Below are 18,036 nucleotides of genomic sequence, written 5' to 3'. Positions count from 1 at the left end.
AAATTTTTTATTCTGAAAGGGGAATGCTTAATTGCGTTGATCAAGCGCGTTCTAAGGCCAACGACACCCCCATGCCGCCGCCGATGCACAGCGCGGCCAAGCCTTTTTTGGCATTGCTGCGCTGCATTTCGTGCAGCAAAGTCACCAAAATGCGGCAACCGGATGCACCAATGGGGTGACCAATGGCAATCGCACCACCGTTGACGTTGACTTTGGCGGGGTCAATGTCGAGCGCTTGGTTCACGGCACAAGCTTGTGCGGCGAAGGCTTCGTTGAGTTCGAACACATCGATGTCAGACGCTTTCCAGCCAGCCCGCTCCAAGGCTTTGCGCGAAGCAGACACGGGGCCCATGCCCATCAAGGCGGGGTCCAAACCACTGGTGCCAAAGGCGGCAATGCGGGCCAAAGGCGTGAGGCCCAAAGCGGCTGCCTTTTTGGCGGTCATCACGACCACCGCAGCAGCACCGTCATTGATGCCCGAGGCGTTGCCAGCCGTGACTGAACCGGCTTTGTCAAACGCGGGGCGCAGGCCAGCCAGAGCTTCGGCATTGGTTTTTTTGTTGATGTATTCGTCGCTGTTGAACATCACCGGATCGCCCTTGCGCTGGGGAATGGCGACCGACACGATCTCGTCGGCAAACTTGCCAGCGTCTTGCGCAGCCGATGCTTTTTGCTGGCTGGCGAGCGCCAAGGCGTCTTGCATGTCGCGCGTAATGCCGTGGGCTTTGGCCACGTTTTCAGCGGTGATGCCCATGTGGTACTGGTTGTACACGTCCCACAAGCCGTCGACGATCATGGTATCGACCATGTTCCAGTTGCCCATGCGTTGGCCGTCACGCGAGCCCAACAGCACATGGCCGGAAGCGCTCATGTTTTCTTGACCACCGGCGACCACGATCTCGCTGTCACCATAGGCCACGGCTTGTGCGGCCAACATCACGGCTTTGAGGCCCGAACCGCACACGGCGTTGATGGTGAGCGCGGGCACGGCGTTGGGAATGCCCGATTTCATGAGGGCTTGGCGTGCGGGGTTTTGACCTGCGCCAGCGGCCAACACTTGGCCCATGATGACTTCACCCACCAAGGCGGGGTCAAGATTGGCACGCGCCAGAGCTTCGCGAATGACGATAGAACCCAACTCGGTGGCTGCGATTTTGGCGAGTGAACCACCAAACTTACCGACCGCTGTGCGAGCGGCTGAAACGATGACGATGTCTTCCATAGGAATCTCCAGTTGTTTTTAAAAAATCAGAACCTTAGTTACTGGCGCGTTCTTTGACGTAACGGCCAGGTGCGTTTTCGATGGCCTTGTATTTGCCTTTGCCATACGTTTTAGGCGATGCAATTTGCTTGCCAGCGTGTGACTTGAGCCAGTCGGCCCAATCGGGCCACCAGCTGCCAGCATGCTCTTTGGCTTTGCCTAGCCATTGCTGTGCGTCCTTGGGAAAGGTGGTTTCGCTGCCCGTCCAGTAGCAGCGCTTCTTGGCGGCGGGTGGGTTGATCACGCCCGCAATGTGGCCTGAGGCGCCCATGACGAAACGTTTCTTGCCGGGGAACACTTGCGTGCTGGCATACGAGCCGCCAATGGGCACGATGTGATCTTCACGCGAACCGTAGATATAGACGGGAATGTCCACCTTGCGGTAATCAATGGTGGTGCCGCAGACTTTGGCGGTACCGGGCTTGATGAGGTTGTTCTCGAGGTAGGTGTTGCGCAAGTACCAGGCGTACATGGGGCCGGGCAAGTTGGTGGCGTCACTGTTCCAGTAGAGCAAGTCGAACGGGGGAGGTGTTTCGCCTTTGAGGTAGTTGCCCACCACGTAGTTCCACACCAAATCGTTGGGGCGCAAAAAGCTGAAGGTGGACGCCATGTCTTTGCCCTTCATCAAGCCGCCTTCGGCAAACTGGCCTTCGCGATATTTGACAAACGCTTCGTCGATGAAGACGTCCAGCACACCGGTGTCGGTGAAGTCAATCAAGGTGGTGAGAAAGGTGGCGCTGGCCACAGGCTTTTCACCGCGGGCGGCCAAGACGGCCAAGGCGTTCGACAAAATCGTGCCGCCTACGCAAAAGCCCAAGGCGTTGATCTGCTTGGCGCCGCCGATTTCTTGCGTCACTTCAATCGCTTTGATGGCCACGTCTTCCACGAAGTCATCCCAGGTGGTGTGCTGCAAATCTTCATCAGGGTTGCGCCAGCTCACCACAAAGGTACGGTGTCCTTGACTGACGGCGTACCGAATGAGCGAGTTTTCGGGTTGCAAGTCGAGGATGTAAAACTTGTTGATGCAGGGGGGAATCAACAAGAACGGGCGCTCGTAAACCTTGGCGGTGAGTGGCTTGTATTCGAGGAGTTGGAAGAACTCGTTCTCGAACACCACTTTGCCTTCGGTGGTGGCGACGTTTTTGCCCACCTCAAACAGGCTTTCGTCGGTCATCGACACATGGCCCTGCTGCATGTCGTGCAACAGGTTTTGAATCCCTTTGGAAATGCTTTCGCCCTTGGTGTCGATGGCTTTTTTCTGAGCGTCAGCGTTGAAAGCTAAGAAGTTGCTGGGTGCTGAAGCCGCGGCCCATTGCTCGACAGCGAATTGGATGCGCGCCTTGGTCTTGGCATCGGTGTCAGCCGCCTCGGTCAAGGCCATCATGGTGCGGGTGTTGAGCAAATAAGCAGCCGCAGCGAATGAGGCCATGGGGTTTTGCTGCCACGCCTCGGCTGAAAAGCGGCGGTCTTTGACTGCCGTGTGACCTTGCAAACTCTGGTTCCACAGGGTGGTGGCGTCACTGATGTACTGCTTTTGCAAAGCTTCGAGCTTGTCAGGTGCAAAACTCAAACTTGGGGCAGCCCCCTCGCCTGCACCTAACGTTTGAAACGAGGCCAGGGCTTTGGCCCAGCTATCACCCAAGCTTTTGAGGGCCGAATTCTGATCCATCACCACACTCCTATACAGTCACAGCAGTTTTTTTAACTGTCACCAGTATGTCAGCGAAATACTTCGTATTTCTGACAAACATCAAACTCAAGAGAAAACCCCTAGATGTATTTAGTTCTGATTGCTTGGATGTATGTGGCCCTGATGATGGCCGTGGCTGAAGCCACCAGCCCCATCGGCACGGTGCTGGGCGCTATCGTCACCTTTTTGTTGTACGGGGCATTGCCTATGGGGGTGGTGGGCTACATCATGGGCTCACCAGCACGCAAACGTGCGCTCAAAGCCAAGGAGATGGCGGGGCGAGAGATGCATGCGCAGCGCAACGCTCAAGCATCTGACAAAGAGAATTCCAAATAATTGGAACCCGTTGCTTAGGCGTTGCAACGACGCCAAATGCACACAGCAAAGCGCCCCGTTTGGCCATCGCGTCGATACGAAAAAAACTGCGTACCCTGCGTGACCGTGCACCACGCCTGCGTGCTGTCATTGCCCGCAACGGTTTGAACACCCAAGGCCTGCAACCGCGCGCGCGCCAAACCGGCCAAATCAGCCAGCCACTTGTGGGCATGAAGAGGATGCGGCTTAAAAAATGCTGTCGATGACGCGTCCTGAGCGATGAAGGCCTCACGCACCTCAGGCCCCACCTCAAACGCCTCCACACCAATACATGGGCCTAACCAGGCGCGCAGTGCATGGGCTTGCAGCCTCTGCGGCGCATGGGCCTCGTTGTATGCAGGACTTTGGGCCTTGCCGCTTGTCTCACCACTTGCCTCTCTCATAGCCTGCACAGTTTGCTCAATCACGCCCGCGGCCAAACCACGCCAGCCCGCATGCGCTGCGGCCACCACTCGCCCGCCCTCATCGGTGAACAGCAGCGGCAAACAATCGGCCACCATGATGGTGCAAGCCACCTCAGCGTCTGTAGTGACGCAAGCATCCGCGAGGGTGCCCTGCGGGGTATGGGCGTCCAAGGCCACCACCTGCGTGCCATGCACTTGCTGCAAAAAAATGGGGACGGCACCGTCCAAGCGCGCTTGCAAATGTTGGCGGTTCGCAGCCACATGTGCAGGTTCATCGTGAACGTGATCGCCCAGATTGAAGCTCTCAAAGGGTGCGTGCGAGACCCCGCCCTGACGCGTGGTGCACACCGCACTTACACCTGCCGGCAACCAAGCGTTCAAAGAACGTGTCAAGTCAATAGGTCCAGGCGACGCTTCGGTCTGAAAAAGTTGCAACATGCGTGGAGGATATCCCTAACACGGCGCTCAGCAGACAGAGACGGCGGTAGACTTGAAGCTCGTATCAACTGACTGCATCACCATGATCCTCGAACTCGCCGATATCCGTATTCAGCCTGGCCAACAAGCCGCATTTGACGAAGCCATTCAACGTGGCGTAGAGACCGTGATCTCCAAAGCCAAAGGCTTTGAAGGCTACAAAATCAACCGAGGCATCGAGTCGCCAGAGCGCTACGTGCTGCAAATTTTTTGGGCCACGCTCGAAAACCACACCGTGGATTTCCGTGAATCAGCAGCCTTCGCCGAATGGCGTGCCATCGTGGGCCCGTTCTTCGCCCAAGCCCCTGTGGTTGAGCACTTCACGCTGCTGGCCAAGTCTTCTGACTAATTCCAACACCGCCCAAATCACCCAACCCGCGAGACCCCATCCATGAGCTACCTGTTCACACCACCCCCCGTGGCCTCCGTGCCTGTTGTTGGCAAAACCGAGCGTTTTCCGGTGCACCGCATTTACTGCGTGGGCCGCAATTACGAAGAACACGCCAAAGAAATGGGCTTCACCGGTCGTGAACCCCCCTTCTTCTTTTTGAAGCCTACCGACTCACTGGTGGTGGTCAACGCAGGCGAAACAGGCGCCATGCCCTACCCCAGCTTGACCAAAAATTTCCACCACGAAATTGAGTTGGTGGTGGCCATTGGAAAGGGTGGCAAGAACATCAAAGCGGGAGACGCATTGAGCCACATCTATGGCTACGCCGTGGGTTTGGACATGACACGCCGTGACTTGCAGGGTGAGATGAAAAAACAAGGCCGCCCTTGGTGCATTGGCAAAGGCTTTGACCACAGCGCGCCCATTGGCCCCATCACCCCCGCCGAACAAGCCGGTGACGTGATGAATGCTGAGATTTATGTGCAAGTCAACGGGCAAGACCGCCAGCGCAGCAACATCAGCCAGCTGATTTGGAACGTGGCAGAAACCATCGAGCACTTGTCTGCCGCGTGGGAGTTGCAACCGGGCGACTTGATTTACACCGGCACCCCCGAAGGCGTGAACGCGGTGGTCTCTGGCGACACCCTGGTCGGTGCCGTGGCCGGTTTGGGCGAACTCTCGGTTCGCGTGGCCTAACCGCTTCAAGCTCATGCTGCATCGTCCTCAGATTCAACATTGCAAAGCCTGCGGCAGCGCGGTGGCCTACCGCCTGCCCGATGACGGCGACACCCGCGAGCGGGCCGTCTGTACCGCATGCCACACCGTCCATTACGAAAATCCACTCAACGTGGTGGGCACCATTCCCGTTTGGGGTGACAAAGTGTTGTTGTGCAAGCGCAACATTGAGCCACGCTTGGGCAAATGGACCTTGCCTGCTGGCTTCATGGAGCTGGGCGAGACCGTGGCGCAAGGCGCGGCGCGCGAAACTGTGGAAGAAGCCGGTGCGCAATTCGAGATGCAGGCACTGTTCGCGCTGATGAATGTGACGCGCGTAGGCCAAGTGCACTTTTTCTACCGCGCCCAACTCACCAGTGACCAGTTCGACCCCGGCCACGAAACCATGGAAGCGCGCTTGTTTGCCGAACATGAAGTGCCGTGGGACGAACTCGCTTTTCGCACCGTCAAAGAAACCCTGCAACATTACTTCGCAGACGCCAAGACTGGCGAATTTGGTGTGCACCACGTGGACATCAGCTGAACCCACTGGCCGGTGGGTTTTCCCTTAATTAACCGACCGCTCGGTCGGATTAATATGAACCTGTAATTTTTCTACTGGAGATCCTGAGATGACACACGTCTTTAAGCGCGCAGCGATTGCTGCCGCCATTTTGAGCGCAGGTATTGCAGCTCACGCTGAAACCATCACCTTGAAAGTTCACCACTTTTTAGGCCCAACGTCTATTCAGCACACCAAAATGCTGCGCACTTGGTGCGACAACATCGCGCGCGACTCCAAAGATCGTTTGCGATGCCAAATTTACCCAGCCATGCAGTTGGGCGGCACACCACCCCAATTGTTTGACCAAGCCCGTGACGGCGTGGCTGACGTGGTGTGGACATTGCCTGGTTACACAGCCGGCCGTTTCCCCAAGATGGAAGCGTTCGAGCTGCCGTTCATGATGACCAATGCTGAAGCCACCAGCCGAGCCACTTGGGATTACTACGAGAAGTTTGCCAAAGACGAGTTCAAAGACGTCAAGGTTTTGGCGATGCACGTCCATGGCCCTGGAAACATCTTCACGGCCAAGAAACAAATCAAAACCATGGCCGACATGAAGGGCCTGAAGTTGCGTGGCCCAACCCGCTTGACCACCAAGCTCTTGGCCAGCATGGGCGCCACACCTGTGGGCATGCCCGTGCCAGCCGTGCCTGACGCGTTGTCCAAAGGCGTGATTGACGGCGCTGTGATTCCTTACGAAGTGGCCCAAACACTGAAGATTGAGGAACTGGCGCGTTACACCGCTGAAACTGAGCGCTCAGAAAACGCGCTTTACACCACGGTGTTTGTGGTGCCCATGAACAAGGCCAAGTACGAGTCCTTGCCTGCTGATTTGAAGAAAGTCATCGACAAAAACTCAGGCCGTGAACTGTCTGCATTCTTGGGCAAGACCCAAGCTGACAATGACGTTCCAGGCAAGGCCAAGATGGTCGCTGGCGGTCACACCATCACCGTCATTCCAAAGAGCGAGCTGGACAACTGGAAACGCGCCTCAGCCAGCCTGAGCAACGAGTGGATTGCTGACATGGAAAAGAAAGGCATCAATGGTGCTGAATTGGTCCACGAAGCACAAGGTCTGATCGCCAAGTACACCAAGTGATGAATCTCAAGCCGTCAACACATGGCGGTTGAAACATAAAAAAGGAGGCCTAGGCCTCCTTTTTTTACGTCTGTCCATCCGCGTTGATCAACGCGGATCTGCTGGAAATTTAGGTGATCAAAGCGACCAGCCACAAACAGACACCGGGGAAAAACAAGATCAACAAAGTGCGAATGGTGTCGCTGACCAAGAAAGGCATGACGCCCCGGTAGCTCTCGGCAATGGGCACATCTTTGGCCATGCCGTTCACCACATACACGTTCAAACCCACGGGTGGGGCCAACAAGCCAAATTCGACCACCATCAGCACCAAGATGCCGAACCAGATGGCCACGGACTCTTTGGGCATGCCAAAGTCCAAGCCCATGATGATGGGGAAGAAAATGGGAATCGTGAGCAAAATCATGGACAACTCATCCATCACCGCACCCAACAGCACGTAGAACACCAGAATGCCAGCCATCACCCACAGCGGTGCCCAGCCCAAATCAACAATCAGGGCAGACAATTGGGTAGACGCTTGAGACAAAGCCAAGGCGCCGTTCATCAAGTCAGCACCGATGAAGATCAAAAAGATCATGGCAGAGCTGTCAGCGGTGGCATAAAAGCACTGCTTGAACTTGGCCCAAGTCATTTCACCTTTGAACAGCGAAGCCACAAAGGTGCAAGCAGCCCCCACCGCGGCACCTTCAGTGGGTGTGAATACACCGCTGTAAATACCGCCAAACACAATCAAAAAGATGGCAAGGATGGGAGAAACGCCTTTGACCGACTCCACCGTCACGCCTGATGCAGATTTGTTCACTTCGGGCGCATGGCCTGGCACCAAGCGCACATAAATGGCGATGGCTAGCATGTATCCCAGCATTGCAATGATGCCGGGAACCATGGCCGCCGCAAACAACTTGGCAATGTTTTGCTCCGTCAAAATCGCATAAATCACCAAAGGCACGGAAGGAGGAATCAAGATGCCCAAGGTTCCCGAAGCCGCTAGGGTTCCCGTGGCCAAACGGCCCGAGTAGCCGTGGCGTTTCATCTCTGGCAAAGCCACACCCGTGATCGTGGCGGCCGTGGCAACCGACGATCCGCAAATGGCACCAAACGCCGCGCAAGCCAAAACAGCCGCCATGGCCAGGCCGCCTTTGAAGCGCCGCATGACACCGGCTGCGAAATCAAACAAAGCCTTGCTGATGCCACCTTGCGTCGCAAAATGCCCCATCAAAATGAACAAGGGGATGACGGACAAGTCATAACTGGCAAAACGCGCAAAGGCTTGGTTGTTCAAAAAGTTAGCAAACGGCATCCAGCCGGTTTGCAACACGTAACCAAAACCGCCTGCAAAGAACATCGACACCGCAATCGGCACGCGGACCGCCATCAACACCAGCATGATGCCGAAGATGGTCCCTACGATTTGAAAACTACTCATGCCTGCTCTCCCAACTGATCGTCAAAGCCTAAAAATACTTGACCCAAAGCGATCAGGCTGGTCAACACAAAGGGCGGCGCCATCGACGCAAACACAATCCATTCAGGAAAACCCAAAATCATGGTGCCAGAGTTAGAAACGTAAGCACTCATGCCACCGAGGGACGTACGCCATGCCAACAGTGCAAAGCACAGCGCTAAAAACAAAGCACCAAACCGGTCCATGACTTGGTTGCTGGCATCCGAACATTTGGCCGTGAAGAAATCAACAATGATGTTGCCCCGTTTGGCTTGGCACCATGGCATGAACATGGCGATAGCGGCTCCCGTGGCAGCCCCCGAAAGTTCGAAGTCACCCAGCAACGCCGACCCCAAAAACTCGCGCCCGATGATGCTGTAACAAGTCATCAGCGTGATGAAGGTCAGCAACATGCCCGCAAGAATGGCAAACACCCGTGCCAATGAAACCAAGAAGTGCATAAAGCGTGATTTCCTAATTATGAAAGATAACCAGTTTACTCACGAAGTCGCGGCCTGCCGGGAGAAAAAACTAGGGTTTTTACCGATCACTTATCCACGCTTCAAGGTCACGTCAGTGACTGTGCGGGCCAAGGTTTCATCACAAGATGTTCGTCTTCCCATGGCCAACCCTCATCATGTCTCCTGCCCCACAACACGTTTTAAGCGCTGAGCAAGACGCCTACCTGCGAGAACGCTCCGACATCATGGGCGCCTGGCTGGTGCTGCATGCTTGGGGTGTGATTGCCTTGACCATGGCCATGTTTGTGTTCTGGCCCAACCCCTTGAGCTTCTTGGTGGCAGTGGTCATCATCGGCAACCGCCAATTGGGACTTGCCATCCTGATGCACGACGCAGCGCACCGTGCGTTGTTCAAAAACACGGGGCTCAACGACAGCCTTGGCGCCTTTTTGTGCGGCTGGCCCGTTGGCGCCAGCCTACATTTGTACAGGCCCTACCACCTGAGTCACCACCGCCATACACAGCAAAAAGACGACCCAGACCTCATTTTGTCGGCCCCCTTCCCCATCACGAAACAAAGTTTTTGGCGCAAGATGCGGCGCGATATCTTAGGCATCACCGGCGTTCAGAGACGGTTGGAGTTTTTTCGCCAAGAAATGGGGAACGACCCCAGCACTTGGCAGCGCTGGAAAAACCTGTTCAACGCAGAAAAATATTTCTTACTGTCTAACTTGGCCATCTTCGGCGTCATCACCGCTGCGGGTGTGTGGTGGGCTTACTTCGCGTTGTGGCTTTTGCCTCTGCTGACTTGGTACCAAGTCATCAGCCGTGTTCGCAACATTGCAGAGCACGCAGTGGTCGGCGACAACGACGACCGCCTTCGCAACACCCGCACCACGCGCACCCACTGGTTCATGCGCTTGGTTGTCGCACCATACTGGGTGAACTACCACTTAGAACACCACCTGCTGGTCTTCACACCCTGCTGGAAACTGCCGGCCGCACACCGCATGCTGGTGGAGCAAGGCATGGCCCCGCACATGGAGTTGGCCAATGGCTACCTAGAGGTGCTGCGCAAAGCCACCGCCAAAATCGCAGGTGGACCAGGCGACGCAGACAAGGAAAAGCCTCGAAAAAGCCCGGCCATGATCTGATGCCCTCTTTCGGTTGCTGAGGCAGTTGCCGCGTTATTGGCCTTTGCCCACAGCCCACAGCAGTTTGGATGGGTCGACGTATTTTCGAATTGCTGCTGTTGCTTGTGTGGCATTGACCCCACCGATCTTCTTGTCCAAATTCGCAATGGCTTCGAAGTCACGCCCGTCGTACAAAGAATTCACAAGAATGGATGCAAATTGACTTTCATCGCCTAACGAGACCTTTCTTTTTTGCATCCAAGCTGATTTGGCTTTTTCAACTTGCTCGGACGTCAATCCTTCAGCCAAAGCTTTCGACAGGACGGATTGAAGACTGGCAAGCGCTTTGTCGGCATTTGAACTAGAGGCTGTCGCATAAAGCTGAATGGTCGAACGGTCATCAAAAGAAGAAGCGGCAAGCTGCATGCCAGACGAGTACGCCAAACCCTCCGTCTCTCGCAACTGCAGCCAAATCAAACTGCTGGAGTTGCCCCCCAAGGCGAACACAGCCAGCTGCAGCGCAGGAAAATCCTCTGACTTGGATTGAATGGGAACGACCGTCGTGCCTGTCACCTTGGCATTGGTTTTATCCGGCAGTGCCACAAGGATCTGCGTGACGTCTACCTTCTCGGGTGCTGCAGGTGTCGGAACACGCGCATAAGTCGATGGTGCTGGATTTTTGAGACCTGTTTTGACCCATAGGTCTTTCATGTCATCGGCACCGATGTTCCCAACAACACCGATACGTGCCAGCGACAACTTGCCAAAGTCTTGGCTGCACTGGCGCACCGCTTGGTAATTGAGGTTTTTCACCTCTTGAATCAGCTTGGGATAGGTTTTAGGCTGCCCCCAATGCCCCTCAGGAAAGTTGTCAAATCTCAAACGCACATCGTTGTCCGCCATCGCGATCGGGTTCGTCAGAGCCGCCTCTAGGGCCGCAATTCTGGAAGCCTTGTACCTTTCAAATTCGACAACAGGCATCAAAGGATCAGCCCAACTCGCGATCAACGTTTGAAACGCCTCGGCAAAGTTTTTGCGAGGCACTTCGAGATAAAGACCTGCCAAGTTCACTTGCCAAATTGCTTGCAACTTTTCCATGCGAGCACTCAACGCATCGCGGTTCAAACCATTGCCGCCATAAGCCATCAATGCACCGGCTGCATCGCAAGAAGTTTTTCGGTTCTTGAGCTGTTCGAAATTGCCGAAGTCGTTTTCAAACGACAACCACACCCTGTCCCCCTGGGTTTGACGCTGGATGAGTGCCACCTTCACGTTCTGCCCCTCAAGATCAAAACGAACCGTCGATTTTGCGATCTCGAGCAGGCTCGTCGGTGCTGGATCGGCGGCAGACAAGAGATTGGGCCATGCCTGCCCCTTGACTCGCTCCTCAGCGCTGGTGGGCTTTGGAAACACCAGAGGCGACGAAGCTTCGGCGTGTCTGAGCATCACGTCGTTTCTGTTGGAAGGCACGAGCCACTTTTTAAGTGCGACGTTGGCCTCTTCAAGCGTCACAGACGTGATCACATCACGCTCCCACAAAAACAAGCGCCAGTCACCGGCCGCTTCCGCCTCAGAAACAAGCCGCGCAACGGCTTCGTGGGACGTCAGTGCATTTTGAAATCTATTGAGCTCAGACAGTCGCGCACGATCCAGCTGCTCTTGTGAAACACCCCGTGCTGCTGCGTTTTGAATATGTTGAACCACCTCTTGAGACAACACATCGGCATTGGCTTTTTGATCTGCTTTTGCAAACGAAATCAACCGTCCATAGTCGGTTTGATTCCACGTAAAGCAGCTGGCAGACACCGCCAACTGACGTTCTAGCACGATGTCTTTGCGCAAGCTGCCCCAATCGGCGTCGCACACCGTGGCTGCAGCCAAGTCAAGCGCGTGGGCATCGCGCTCTTTGACGCCGGGGAGCTTCCAAGCGCTGGCGGCAATCGTCGTTCCGGCGGACAAGGAAATTTCGGATTTGGTGATGGCGGTCTGCGGACTTTCTAGGGTCCAGTTTGCAGGTCTTTCGAGCGGTGGATTTTTGGCCACTGCAAAAAGTCGACTTGCTAAAGCAAGCACTCTTTGAGGTTCGAACTTGCCAGAAATAATCAGCGCGGCATTGTCTGGACGGTAATGTTTGCGATGAAACGCTTGCAACGCAGCGAACGATGCGCCTTCGATGTCACTGCGAGACCCAATCGTTGAACGTGAATAACCATGCCAATTGAAACCATGGCGCGCTAACGCACTGAGCACCAGTTGAGAGGGTTCTTTTTCCGAGTTTTCGAGTTCGTTGCGAACCACCGTCATCTCACTCGCCAAGTCGGCCGCCGTGAACCGTGCGCGAATAAATCGGTCGGCTTCGAGGTGAATCAGTTGGTCTATTTTTTGAGGATCTGCATCCACGGTCTCGAAATAGTTGGTTCGATCTTGCGAGGTCGTGCCGTTGTAACGCGCGCCAAGCTTGGTCAGGTCGTCCTTGATGTTTTGACGATCCCCTGCCCCTTTGAAAAGCATGTGCTCCAACAAATGCGCCATGCCTGTTTCGCCATAACCTTCGAGCTTGCTGCCAGACCTGACCAGCAACTCAACGCGGGTGTTAGGCGCTGAAGAGTAAGGAATGAGGATGACCTTGAAGCCGTTGGCTAAGGTGTAGGACGAGATACCACCGGCTTGTGCATCTGGGCGAGCGAGTGGCGCTGCCTTCAATGGCGCAAAAGCGGTGGCGCAAAGCAAGCACCAAGTCGTCAGGCAAAGTAGGAGGGAACGTTTCATCGTCTGCAGCTTACCTTCAATCAATGATGATTCTGCGCAACCATTGCACCTAAGCCTCCCTTTTACCAATTGACTCACAGCCGACTTGAGGCGCATGCCCAAGTTCGGATGGTTTGCGAGTGTTGGGCGCAATGTTCAAAGTCAATCGTCCGTCATGCCTCTGCGGCTTTGAGGCGTTCGTTCGACGGGAAAAGCTTTTTGCGCGCGTCTTCGTCCATTTCGGTTTTGAAAGCAAACTTCGTCTTCAAGGCTTCAGCGCGTTGCGCCGCGGGACGTGCATTGATCTCATCCAGCAAGCGTTTGACGTGGGGGAGTTTTTCCCATGCGTCTGCACCCAAGACAAAAGGTACGACACGAGCCCAGCCCCACACGGACATGTCAACCATCGTGTAGTCATCGCCCATCATGTAAGGCTGATTGGCCAAGTGGTCGTTGATGAGGTGCCAATGACGCCATGCTTCAAAGTCATAGCGATTCACGGCGTACGCTTTGGGCTCTGGTGCGAAGTGTTTGAAGTGAACGGCCTGACCACAGTAAGGGCCAATGCCCGTGGCCACCAACATCAGCCATGAGTACATCTCGGCTTTGTTCTTTGGCGTGTTGGCAGGCACAAACTTGCCAACTTTTTCAGCCAAATAAAGCAACATGGCATTGCTGTCAAAAACTCGAACCTCGTCGTCCAGCATGGCCGGCGTCTTGGCATTGGGGTTGATGGCCTTGAAGGCTTCGGCGTGCTGTTCGCCTTTGCGCGTGTCCACCGGAATGAGCTCGTAGGGCTCGCCTGTCTCTTCCAGATACAACGCAATCTTCAGCGGGTTGGGCGAAGGATGGAAATAAAACTTGATCATGACGGATACCTTTGAGGTGTGGATGAAAAAACTAAATGAATGCCAGCCAAATACCGAGCGGTAGAAACACCAAGCTCAACACATGTCCGACGATGACGGTAGACGCTACTTTGTTGGGCTCCACCTGAAATTTGTCAGCGAGCATGAAATTGAACACCGCAGACGGCAAACAGGCAAACAAAATCAAGGCGCCCCGCTCCAGCCCTTGTAAGGGAATGAGCCACAGGGCCACAAAGACAGCCATGAGTCTAATAAGCAGTATGAGTACGCCTGACTGCACGCCCACCCAAGCGTCTGCCACTTGGCTGCTGGCAAGTCGTGCCCCAAGCGACATCAACATCATGGGGACCAACACACTACCAATCATGGTGCAAGAGGTTTCAACCCATGTCGGGAGCACCCACTGCAACTGAGAACTGGCCACACCCAGCACCGTGGCCCAAACCAGTGGGTTGGCATACACCATGCGCCAGTCAACTTTGCCGCTCATCACCCCAGCACCCAGCGTGAAATGCAAGATGTTGGAGATCACCAGCAAGACCACGGCGGTGGCCATGCCCTCTGGCCCATAGGCCAGGGCAATCAATGGGATGCCAATGGGTCCAACATTGGTGAACATGGCGCAAGGCAAAAACGCTTGCGCACTTGCACCTGAGAACTTTGCCAACGGCCAAGCGATCAATCCACTGAGAAAAATCAACAAGATGGATGCCCCCGTGAATGACAAGGCAGATATCGGATCAAACGATTTGGCAGACAGCGATATAAAAATCAACACAGGCAGTGCGACATCGACGACCAGTTTGTTGGCGCCACCCAAGTCCGGTTTGACGCGTCGGCTGTAAAAAAAGCCGACCAACACCAAGGTAAAGATGGGAAGCGTGATGGATGCAATTTTTGAAAACATGGACCCTCACTCCTTGGTGGAAAAACTAGAACCAATGGCAGTATCCAGCACTTAATGCAACAATTCGTACATATAAATTTGCAATTCGTACAAATGGATGCCCCCCGATTAGATCGACTCACGGCCTTGCTGGAAGGTCTCAGCCCGAAAGTGACATTGGCAGCCCAGCCCGATGGGTTTTCGTTACACATCATCAAAACGGCTCAAACTGAGCACGCCTTAAACGGCGCCTCGGGCATTCAACCCGACAGCTTGTCGCTGCTGGTTTGCCCCGCGGCTCACTCTCTGCAAGACACTCTTGAAGCCGATCAGCAATGCTTCATGAGTTTTGACGTGGTTTTTGATGGCCCTATGGGGCCTGGCTTTTTAGCGGAAATCTCACAACCCATTTCTATTGAGATGAAGAACGCGGACCCATCGCTTGTGCAAGTCATGATGTTGATTGCCCATGAAATGCAGGCCAGCCGGTGTGGCCAACCCTTCTTCATCAATCGGGCGGGCGATATCTTGTGGGTCAGCTTGATGCGACACCTCACGTCTCGGCCGCAACAAGGCACCGGACTGTTTCAAGCCTTGTCAGACCCGCGCATTGCAAGAAGCTTGGTTGCGATGCATACCAAACCCGCTCACCCGTGGACCTTGGAGCTGTTGGCAAACTTGGCTGGCATGTCGCGAACCTCGTTTGCCACGTATTTCAAAAACGTGATGCAGGTGTCACCGGGAAAGTATTTGGAAAATTTACGGCTCGCCACAGCGCGGCAATTGGTGCAGACCGGCATCGGTTTGAAACAGATTGCGGCGCGAACTGGCTACGCCAGCCCTTCCACCTTATCTAGGGCCTTGGGCCGCCGTGCTTAGTGGGCTTTAAGGCATGGCGCGCGGCTTTCACAATACTGGCCGCATCCACTTGGAAGAAAGCACGCAAAGCTGCTCGCGTGTCACTCCGACCAAAACCATCGGTACCCAAGCTCATGTACTGACGACCTGCGGGGACATAAGCGCGGATGCTCTCAGGCACGGCACGCACATAGTCTGTCGCGGCGAGGATGGGCCCCTCGCTTTGCGCCAATTTCTGCGTCACAAATGACGTGATGTTGGCAGGCTCATCGGCCAATTCGCGCGCATCGCAGGCCATGCCGTCGCGCGCCAATTCACTCCAGCTGGTGACACTGAACACATCACTGGCAATGCCTTGCTCAGCCAATTGCTCTGCCGCTTTGACAACCTCGGTCAAGATGGCGCCTGAGCCCATCAAGGTCACGCGCTGGCCGGTGGGGTTGAGTGGTGTGAGTGTTTTGTACTTGTAACAACCACGAATCACATCGGTCTCCACGCCGGCAGGCAAATCGGGTTGTGCGTAGTTTTCATTCATCAAGGTGACGTAATAGAAAACATCGCGTTGCTCCTGCAACATTTCACGCATGCCGTGGTCCACGATGACCGCCATCTCGCCCGCATACGCAGGGTCATAAGCGCGGCAATTGGGAATGGTGGCTGCCACCAAATGGCTGCTGCCATCTTGGTGCTGCAGGCCTTCACCGCCCAAGGTGGTGCGCCCCGACGTGGCACCCAGCAAGAAACCTCGGGCGCGTTGGTCGGCCGCCGCCCAAATGGCGTCGCCCACACGCTGAAACCCGAACATCGAGTAGTAAATATAGAAGGGCAGCATGGCCAATCCATGCACGCTGTAGCTGGTGGCAGCCGCAGTCCAACTGGCAATGGCGCCGGCTTCGCTGATGCCTTCTTCCAAAATTTGACCGTCCATGGCTTCGCGGTAACTCAACACCGATCCAATGTCCTCGGGCTCGTAACGCTGCCCCACGCTGGAATAAATGCCGACCTGCTTGAACAAGTTGGCCATGCCAAAGGTGCGGGCCTCATCAGCCACGATGGGCACAATGCGCGGCCCCAACTGTGGGTCTTTGAGCAAGTTGGCCAACATGCGCACAAAGGCCATGGTGGTGGACATTTCTTTGCCCGCCGCGTTGAGCGCGAAGTTGGCATATTGGCCAATGACGGGCACGGGCACCACATCGGCTTGGGTGAGCCGCTGAGGCATGTAGCCGCCCAATCGTTGGCGCTGCGCATGCAGGTAGCGCATTTCGTCCGAATCGTCCGCCGGCTTGAAGAACGCCAACTGGGTGGCCTGCGCGTCGGTCAAGGGCAGATTGAAACGGTTTCTAAATTCGATCAAGGCCGTCTCGTCGAGCTTCTTTTGGCTGTGGGTGGTCATCTTGCCCTGCCCTGCCTCGCCCATGCCATAGCCTTTTTTGGTGTGCGCCAAAATCACGGTGGGCTGACCTTGGTGGTTGGCGGCAGCCGCATAGGCCGCATGAATTTTGACCAAGTCGTGGCCGCCGCGCTTGAGTCGGTCGATCTGCTCGTCCGTCATACCTTGGGCCAAACGGGCCAACTCTTCGTTTTGACCAAAGAACGTGTCGCGGTTGAAACGCCCGTCTTTGGCCGCGAAGGTTTGCATCTGGCCATCGACCGTGTCGGCAAAAGCGCGTACCAAAGCGCCTGTGACGTCGCGTGCAAACAAGCCATCCCAGTCGCTGCCCCACACGAGTTTGATGACGTTCCACCCCGCACCGCGGAACAAACGCTCCAACTCATCAATGATGCGACCGTTGCCACGCACAGGGCCATCTAAGCGCTGCAAGTTGCAGTTCACCACCCACACCAAGTTGTCGAGCTTTTCACGTGAAGCTAAGGTCAAGGCACTCATGCTCTCGGGCTCATCCATCTCGCCGTCCCCAAACACGCCCCAGACCTTGCGTGCACTGCAGTCTTGCAACTGACGGTGTGTGAGGTAGCGCATGAAGCGCGCGTGGTAGATCGAGCTGATGGGGCCAATACCCATGGAGCCCGTGGGGAACTGCCAAAAATCAGGCATCAGACAAGGATGGGGATAGCTGCTCAGTCCGCGCACGCCGTCTGGGGCCGTGATCTCTTGGCGGTAATACGACAAATCGGCCTCACTCAAGCGCCCTTCCAAAAAAGCGCGTGCATAAACGCCCGGTGCGCTATGTGGCTGAAAAAACACCAAATCACCCCCATGCGCAGCATCGCGCGCATGAAAGAAATGGTTGAACCCGACCTCAAACAAATCGGCAGCGCTGGCATAGCTGGCAATGTGCCCGCCCAATTCCCCATACGCCGCATTGGCCCGCGCCACCATGGCCAACGCATTCCATCGCATCAACGACCCCAAACGCTCTTCCATCGCCAAGTCACCCGGAAAGACAGGCTGCTCATGCACGGCTACGGTGTTCACATAAGGCGTGGTCAACTCGGGCTGCCACTGCACGTTGGCGGTGTTGGCGAGTTGCACCAAGTTGTCCAACACGAAGCGCGCGCGCTCAGGCCCTTCTGCGGCCAGCAATGCCAAAAAGGCATCGCGCCATTCGGCAGTTTCGGCGGGGTCCACATCGCCGTTGGCAGTGACTAAAAAGGGGGGATGGCTGTGATCGGTCATGGCATCAACTGTAAAAA

General features: G+C 55.5%; 16 protein-coding genes. 7 read left to right on the top strand and 9 right to left on the bottom strand.

Annotated features, from left to right (window positions below):
* Positions 1-40: 40 nt before the first annotated feature.
* Positions 41-1,222, bottom strand: coding sequence for an acetyl-CoA C-acetyltransferase (locus tag B9Z42_RS03175; protein ID WP_100131906.1), 1,182 nt, complete (start codon positions 1,220-1,222; stop codon positions 41-43).
* A gap of 34 nt (positions 1,223-1,256) precedes the next feature.
* The gene (locus B9Z42_RS03170; RefSeq protein WP_100131905.1) at positions 1,257-2,930 is read right to left on the bottom strand and encodes an alpha/beta hydrolase; all 1,674 of its coding nucleotides are present in this window, start codon (positions 2,928-2,930) and stop codon (positions 1,257-1,259) included.
* Between the two features lie 105 nt (positions 2,931-3,035).
* Between B9Z42_RS03170 and B9Z42_RS03165 the strand changes: the two genes are divergently transcribed.
* Positions 3,036-3,287 carry a hypothetical protein gene (locus tag B9Z42_RS03165; protein WP_233203509.1) on the top strand — a complete coding sequence of 84 codons (252 nt, stop codon included), beginning with the start codon at positions 3,036-3,038 and terminating at the stop codon, positions 3,285-3,287.
* Positions 3,288-3,301: 14 nt separating this feature from the next.
* Here the strand turns inward: B9Z42_RS03165 and B9Z42_RS03160 are convergent, their stop codons facing one another.
* Complete coding sequence (locus B9Z42_RS03160; RefSeq protein ID WP_100131904.1) at positions 3,302-4,168, bottom strand: polyphenol oxidase family protein; 867 nt, start codon at positions 4,166-4,168, stop codon at positions 3,302-3,304.
* A gap of 82 nt (positions 4,169-4,250) precedes the next feature.
* Between B9Z42_RS03160 and B9Z42_RS03155 the strand changes: the two genes are divergently transcribed.
* The 4 genes from B9Z42_RS03155 to B9Z42_RS03140 all read left to right on the top strand — a co-directional run bounded on the left by B9Z42_RS03155 (position 4,251) and on the right by B9Z42_RS03140 (position 6,976).
* A complete protein-coding gene (locus B9Z42_RS03155) occupies positions 4,251-4,556 on the top strand; it encodes an antibiotic biosynthesis monooxygenase (protein ID WP_100131903.1) in 306 nt (101 codons plus the stop codon).
* 42 nt (positions 4,557-4,598) lie between these two features.
* Positions 4,599-5,294, top strand: a complete 696-nt coding sequence (locus tag B9Z42_RS03150; protein WP_100131902.1) for a fumarylacetoacetate hydrolase family protein — start codon at positions 4,599-4,601, stop codon at positions 5,292-5,294.
* A gap of 13 nt (positions 5,295-5,307) precedes the next feature.
* Positions 5,308-5,856 (top strand): NUDIX hydrolase, encoded by a 549-nt coding sequence (locus tag B9Z42_RS03145; protein ID WP_100131901.1) that lies wholly within the window; start codon positions 5,308-5,310, stop codon positions 5,854-5,856.
* An 88-nt stretch (positions 5,857-5,944) separates the two neighbouring features.
* A complete protein-coding gene (locus B9Z42_RS03140; protein ID WP_100131900.1) occupies positions 5,945-6,976 on the top strand; it encodes a TRAP transporter substrate-binding protein in 1,032 nt (343 codons plus the stop codon).
* 109 nt (positions 6,977-7,085) lie between these two features.
* On the opposite strand, the gene B9Z42_RS03135 is transcribed toward B9Z42_RS03140, so the two are convergent.
* Both B9Z42_RS03135 and B9Z42_RS03130 read right to left on the bottom strand, forming a co-directional pair.
* The gene (locus tag B9Z42_RS03135) at positions 7,086-8,405 is read right to left on the bottom strand and encodes a TRAP transporter large permease (protein WP_100131899.1); all 1,320 of its coding nucleotides are present in this window, start codon (positions 8,403-8,405) and stop codon (positions 7,086-7,088) included.
* A complete protein-coding gene (locus B9Z42_RS03130; protein WP_100131898.1) occupies positions 8,402-8,884 on the bottom strand; it encodes a TRAP transporter small permease in 483 nt (160 codons plus the stop codon). The genes B9Z42_RS03135 and B9Z42_RS03130 overlap by 4 nt, the downstream gene beginning before the upstream one ends.
* 176 nt (positions 8,885-9,060) lie before the next feature.
* Between B9Z42_RS03130 and B9Z42_RS03125 the strand changes: the two genes are divergently transcribed.
* Entirely contained in the window at positions 9,061-10,038 is a 978-nt protein-coding gene (locus B9Z42_RS03125) for a fatty acid desaturase family protein (protein WP_100131897.1), read from the top strand.
* 33 nt (positions 10,039-10,071) lie between these two features.
* Here the strand turns inward: B9Z42_RS03125 and B9Z42_RS03120 are convergent, their stop codons facing one another.
* From B9Z42_RS03120 to B9Z42_RS03110, 3 genes are all read right to left on the bottom strand, one after another.
* The gene (locus tag B9Z42_RS03120; protein ID WP_158235895.1) at positions 10,072-12,786 is read right to left on the bottom strand and encodes a pitrilysin family protein; all 2,715 of its coding nucleotides are present in this window, start codon (positions 12,784-12,786) and stop codon (positions 10,072-10,074) included.
* Between the two features lie 152 nt (positions 12,787-12,938).
* Complete coding sequence (locus B9Z42_RS03115; protein WP_100131895.1) at positions 12,939-13,634, bottom strand: glutathione S-transferase family protein; 696 nt, start codon at positions 13,632-13,634, stop codon at positions 12,939-12,941.
* Between the two features lie 31 nt (positions 13,635-13,665).
* Positions 13,666-14,541: an AEC family transporter gene (locus tag B9Z42_RS03110; RefSeq protein ID WP_100131894.1), complete on the bottom strand. Its 876-nt coding sequence runs from the start codon at positions 14,539-14,541 to the stop codon at positions 13,666-13,668.
* Between the two features lie 93 nt (positions 14,542-14,634).
* On the opposite strand from B9Z42_RS03110, the gene B9Z42_RS03105 reads away from it, so the two are divergent.
* Entirely contained in the window at positions 14,635-15,399 is a 765-nt protein-coding gene (locus tag B9Z42_RS03105) for a helix-turn-helix domain-containing protein (protein WP_158235894.1), read from the top strand.
* On the opposite strand, the gene mdeB is transcribed toward B9Z42_RS03105, so the two are convergent.
* Positions 15,374-18,019 carry an alpha-ketoglutarate dehydrogenase gene (mdeB, locus tag B9Z42_RS03100; protein ID WP_100131892.1) on the bottom strand — a complete coding sequence of 882 codons (2,646 nt, stop codon included), beginning with the start codon at positions 18,017-18,019 and terminating at the stop codon, positions 15,374-15,376. The genes B9Z42_RS03105 and mdeB overlap by 26 nt on opposite strands.
* Positions 18,020-18,036: the final 17 nt, after the last annotated feature.

It is taken from the genome of Limnohabitans sp. B9-3, from assembly GCF_002778325.1.
Classification (GTDB): domain Bacteria; phylum Pseudomonadota; class Gammaproteobacteria; order Burkholderiales; family Burkholderiaceae_C; genus Limnohabitans; species Limnohabitans kasalickyi.
This window is presented reverse-complemented; position numbering and strand designations above follow the sequence as displayed.

What these genes read in the sequence shown, in the direction of transcription:
- B9Z42_RS03175 (WP_100131906.1), bottom strand. Translation starts at nt 1,222, where the DNA reads ATGGAAGACATCGTCATCGTTTCAGCCGCTCGCACAGCGGTCGGTAAG.
- B9Z42_RS03170 (WP_100131905.1), bottom strand. Translation starts at nt 2,930, where the DNA reads ATGGATCAGAATTCGGCCCTCAAAAGCTTGGGTGATAGCTGGGCCAAA.
- B9Z42_RS03165 (WP_233203509.1), top strand. Translation starts at nt 3,036, where the DNA reads ATGTATTTAGTTCTGATTGCTTGGATGTATGTGGCCCTGATGATGGCC.
- B9Z42_RS03160 (WP_100131904.1), bottom strand. Translation starts at nt 4,168, where the DNA reads ATGTTGCAACTTTTTCAGACCGAAGCGTCGCCTGGACCTATTGACTTG.
- B9Z42_RS03155 (WP_100131903.1), top strand. Translation starts at nt 4,251, where the DNA reads ATGATCCTCGAACTCGCCGATATCCGTATTCAGCCTGGCCAACAAGCC.
- B9Z42_RS03150 (WP_100131902.1), top strand. Translation starts at nt 4,599, where the DNA reads ATGAGCTACCTGTTCACACCACCCCCCGTGGCCTCCGTGCCTGTTGTT.
- B9Z42_RS03145 (WP_100131901.1), top strand. Translation starts at nt 5,308, where the DNA reads ATGCTGCATCGTCCTCAGATTCAACATTGCAAAGCCTGCGGCAGCGCG.
- B9Z42_RS03140 (WP_100131900.1), top strand. Translation starts at nt 5,945, where the DNA reads ATGACACACGTCTTTAAGCGCGCAGCGATTGCTGCCGCCATTTTGAGC.
- B9Z42_RS03135 (WP_100131899.1), bottom strand. Translation starts at nt 8,405, where the DNA reads ATGAGTAGTTTTCAAATCGTAGGGACCATCTTCGGCATCATGCTGGTG.
- B9Z42_RS03130 (WP_100131898.1), bottom strand. Translation starts at nt 8,884, where the DNA reads ATGCACTTCTTGGTTTCATTGGCACGGGTGTTTGCCATTCTTGCGGGC.
- B9Z42_RS03125 (WP_100131897.1), top strand. Translation starts at nt 9,061, where the DNA reads ATGTCTCCTGCCCCACAACACGTTTTAAGCGCTGAGCAAGACGCCTAC.
- B9Z42_RS03120 (WP_158235895.1), bottom strand. Translation starts at nt 12,786, where the DNA reads ATGAAACGTTCCCTCCTACTTTGCCTGACGACTTGGTGCTTGCTTTGC.
- B9Z42_RS03115 (WP_100131895.1), bottom strand. Translation starts at nt 13,634, where the DNA reads ATGATCAAGTTTTATTTCCATCCTTCGCCCAACCCGCTGAAGATTGCG.
- B9Z42_RS03110 (WP_100131894.1), bottom strand. Translation starts at nt 14,541, where the DNA reads ATGTTTTCAAAAATTGCATCCATCACGCTTCCCATCTTTACCTTGGTG.
- B9Z42_RS03105 (WP_158235894.1), top strand. Translation starts at nt 14,635, where the DNA reads ATGGATGCCCCCCGATTAGATCGACTCACGGCCTTGCTGGAAGGTCTC.
- mdeB (WP_100131892.1), bottom strand. Translation starts at nt 18,019, where the DNA reads ATGACCGATCACAGCCATCCCCCCTTTTTAGTCACTGCCAACGGCGAT.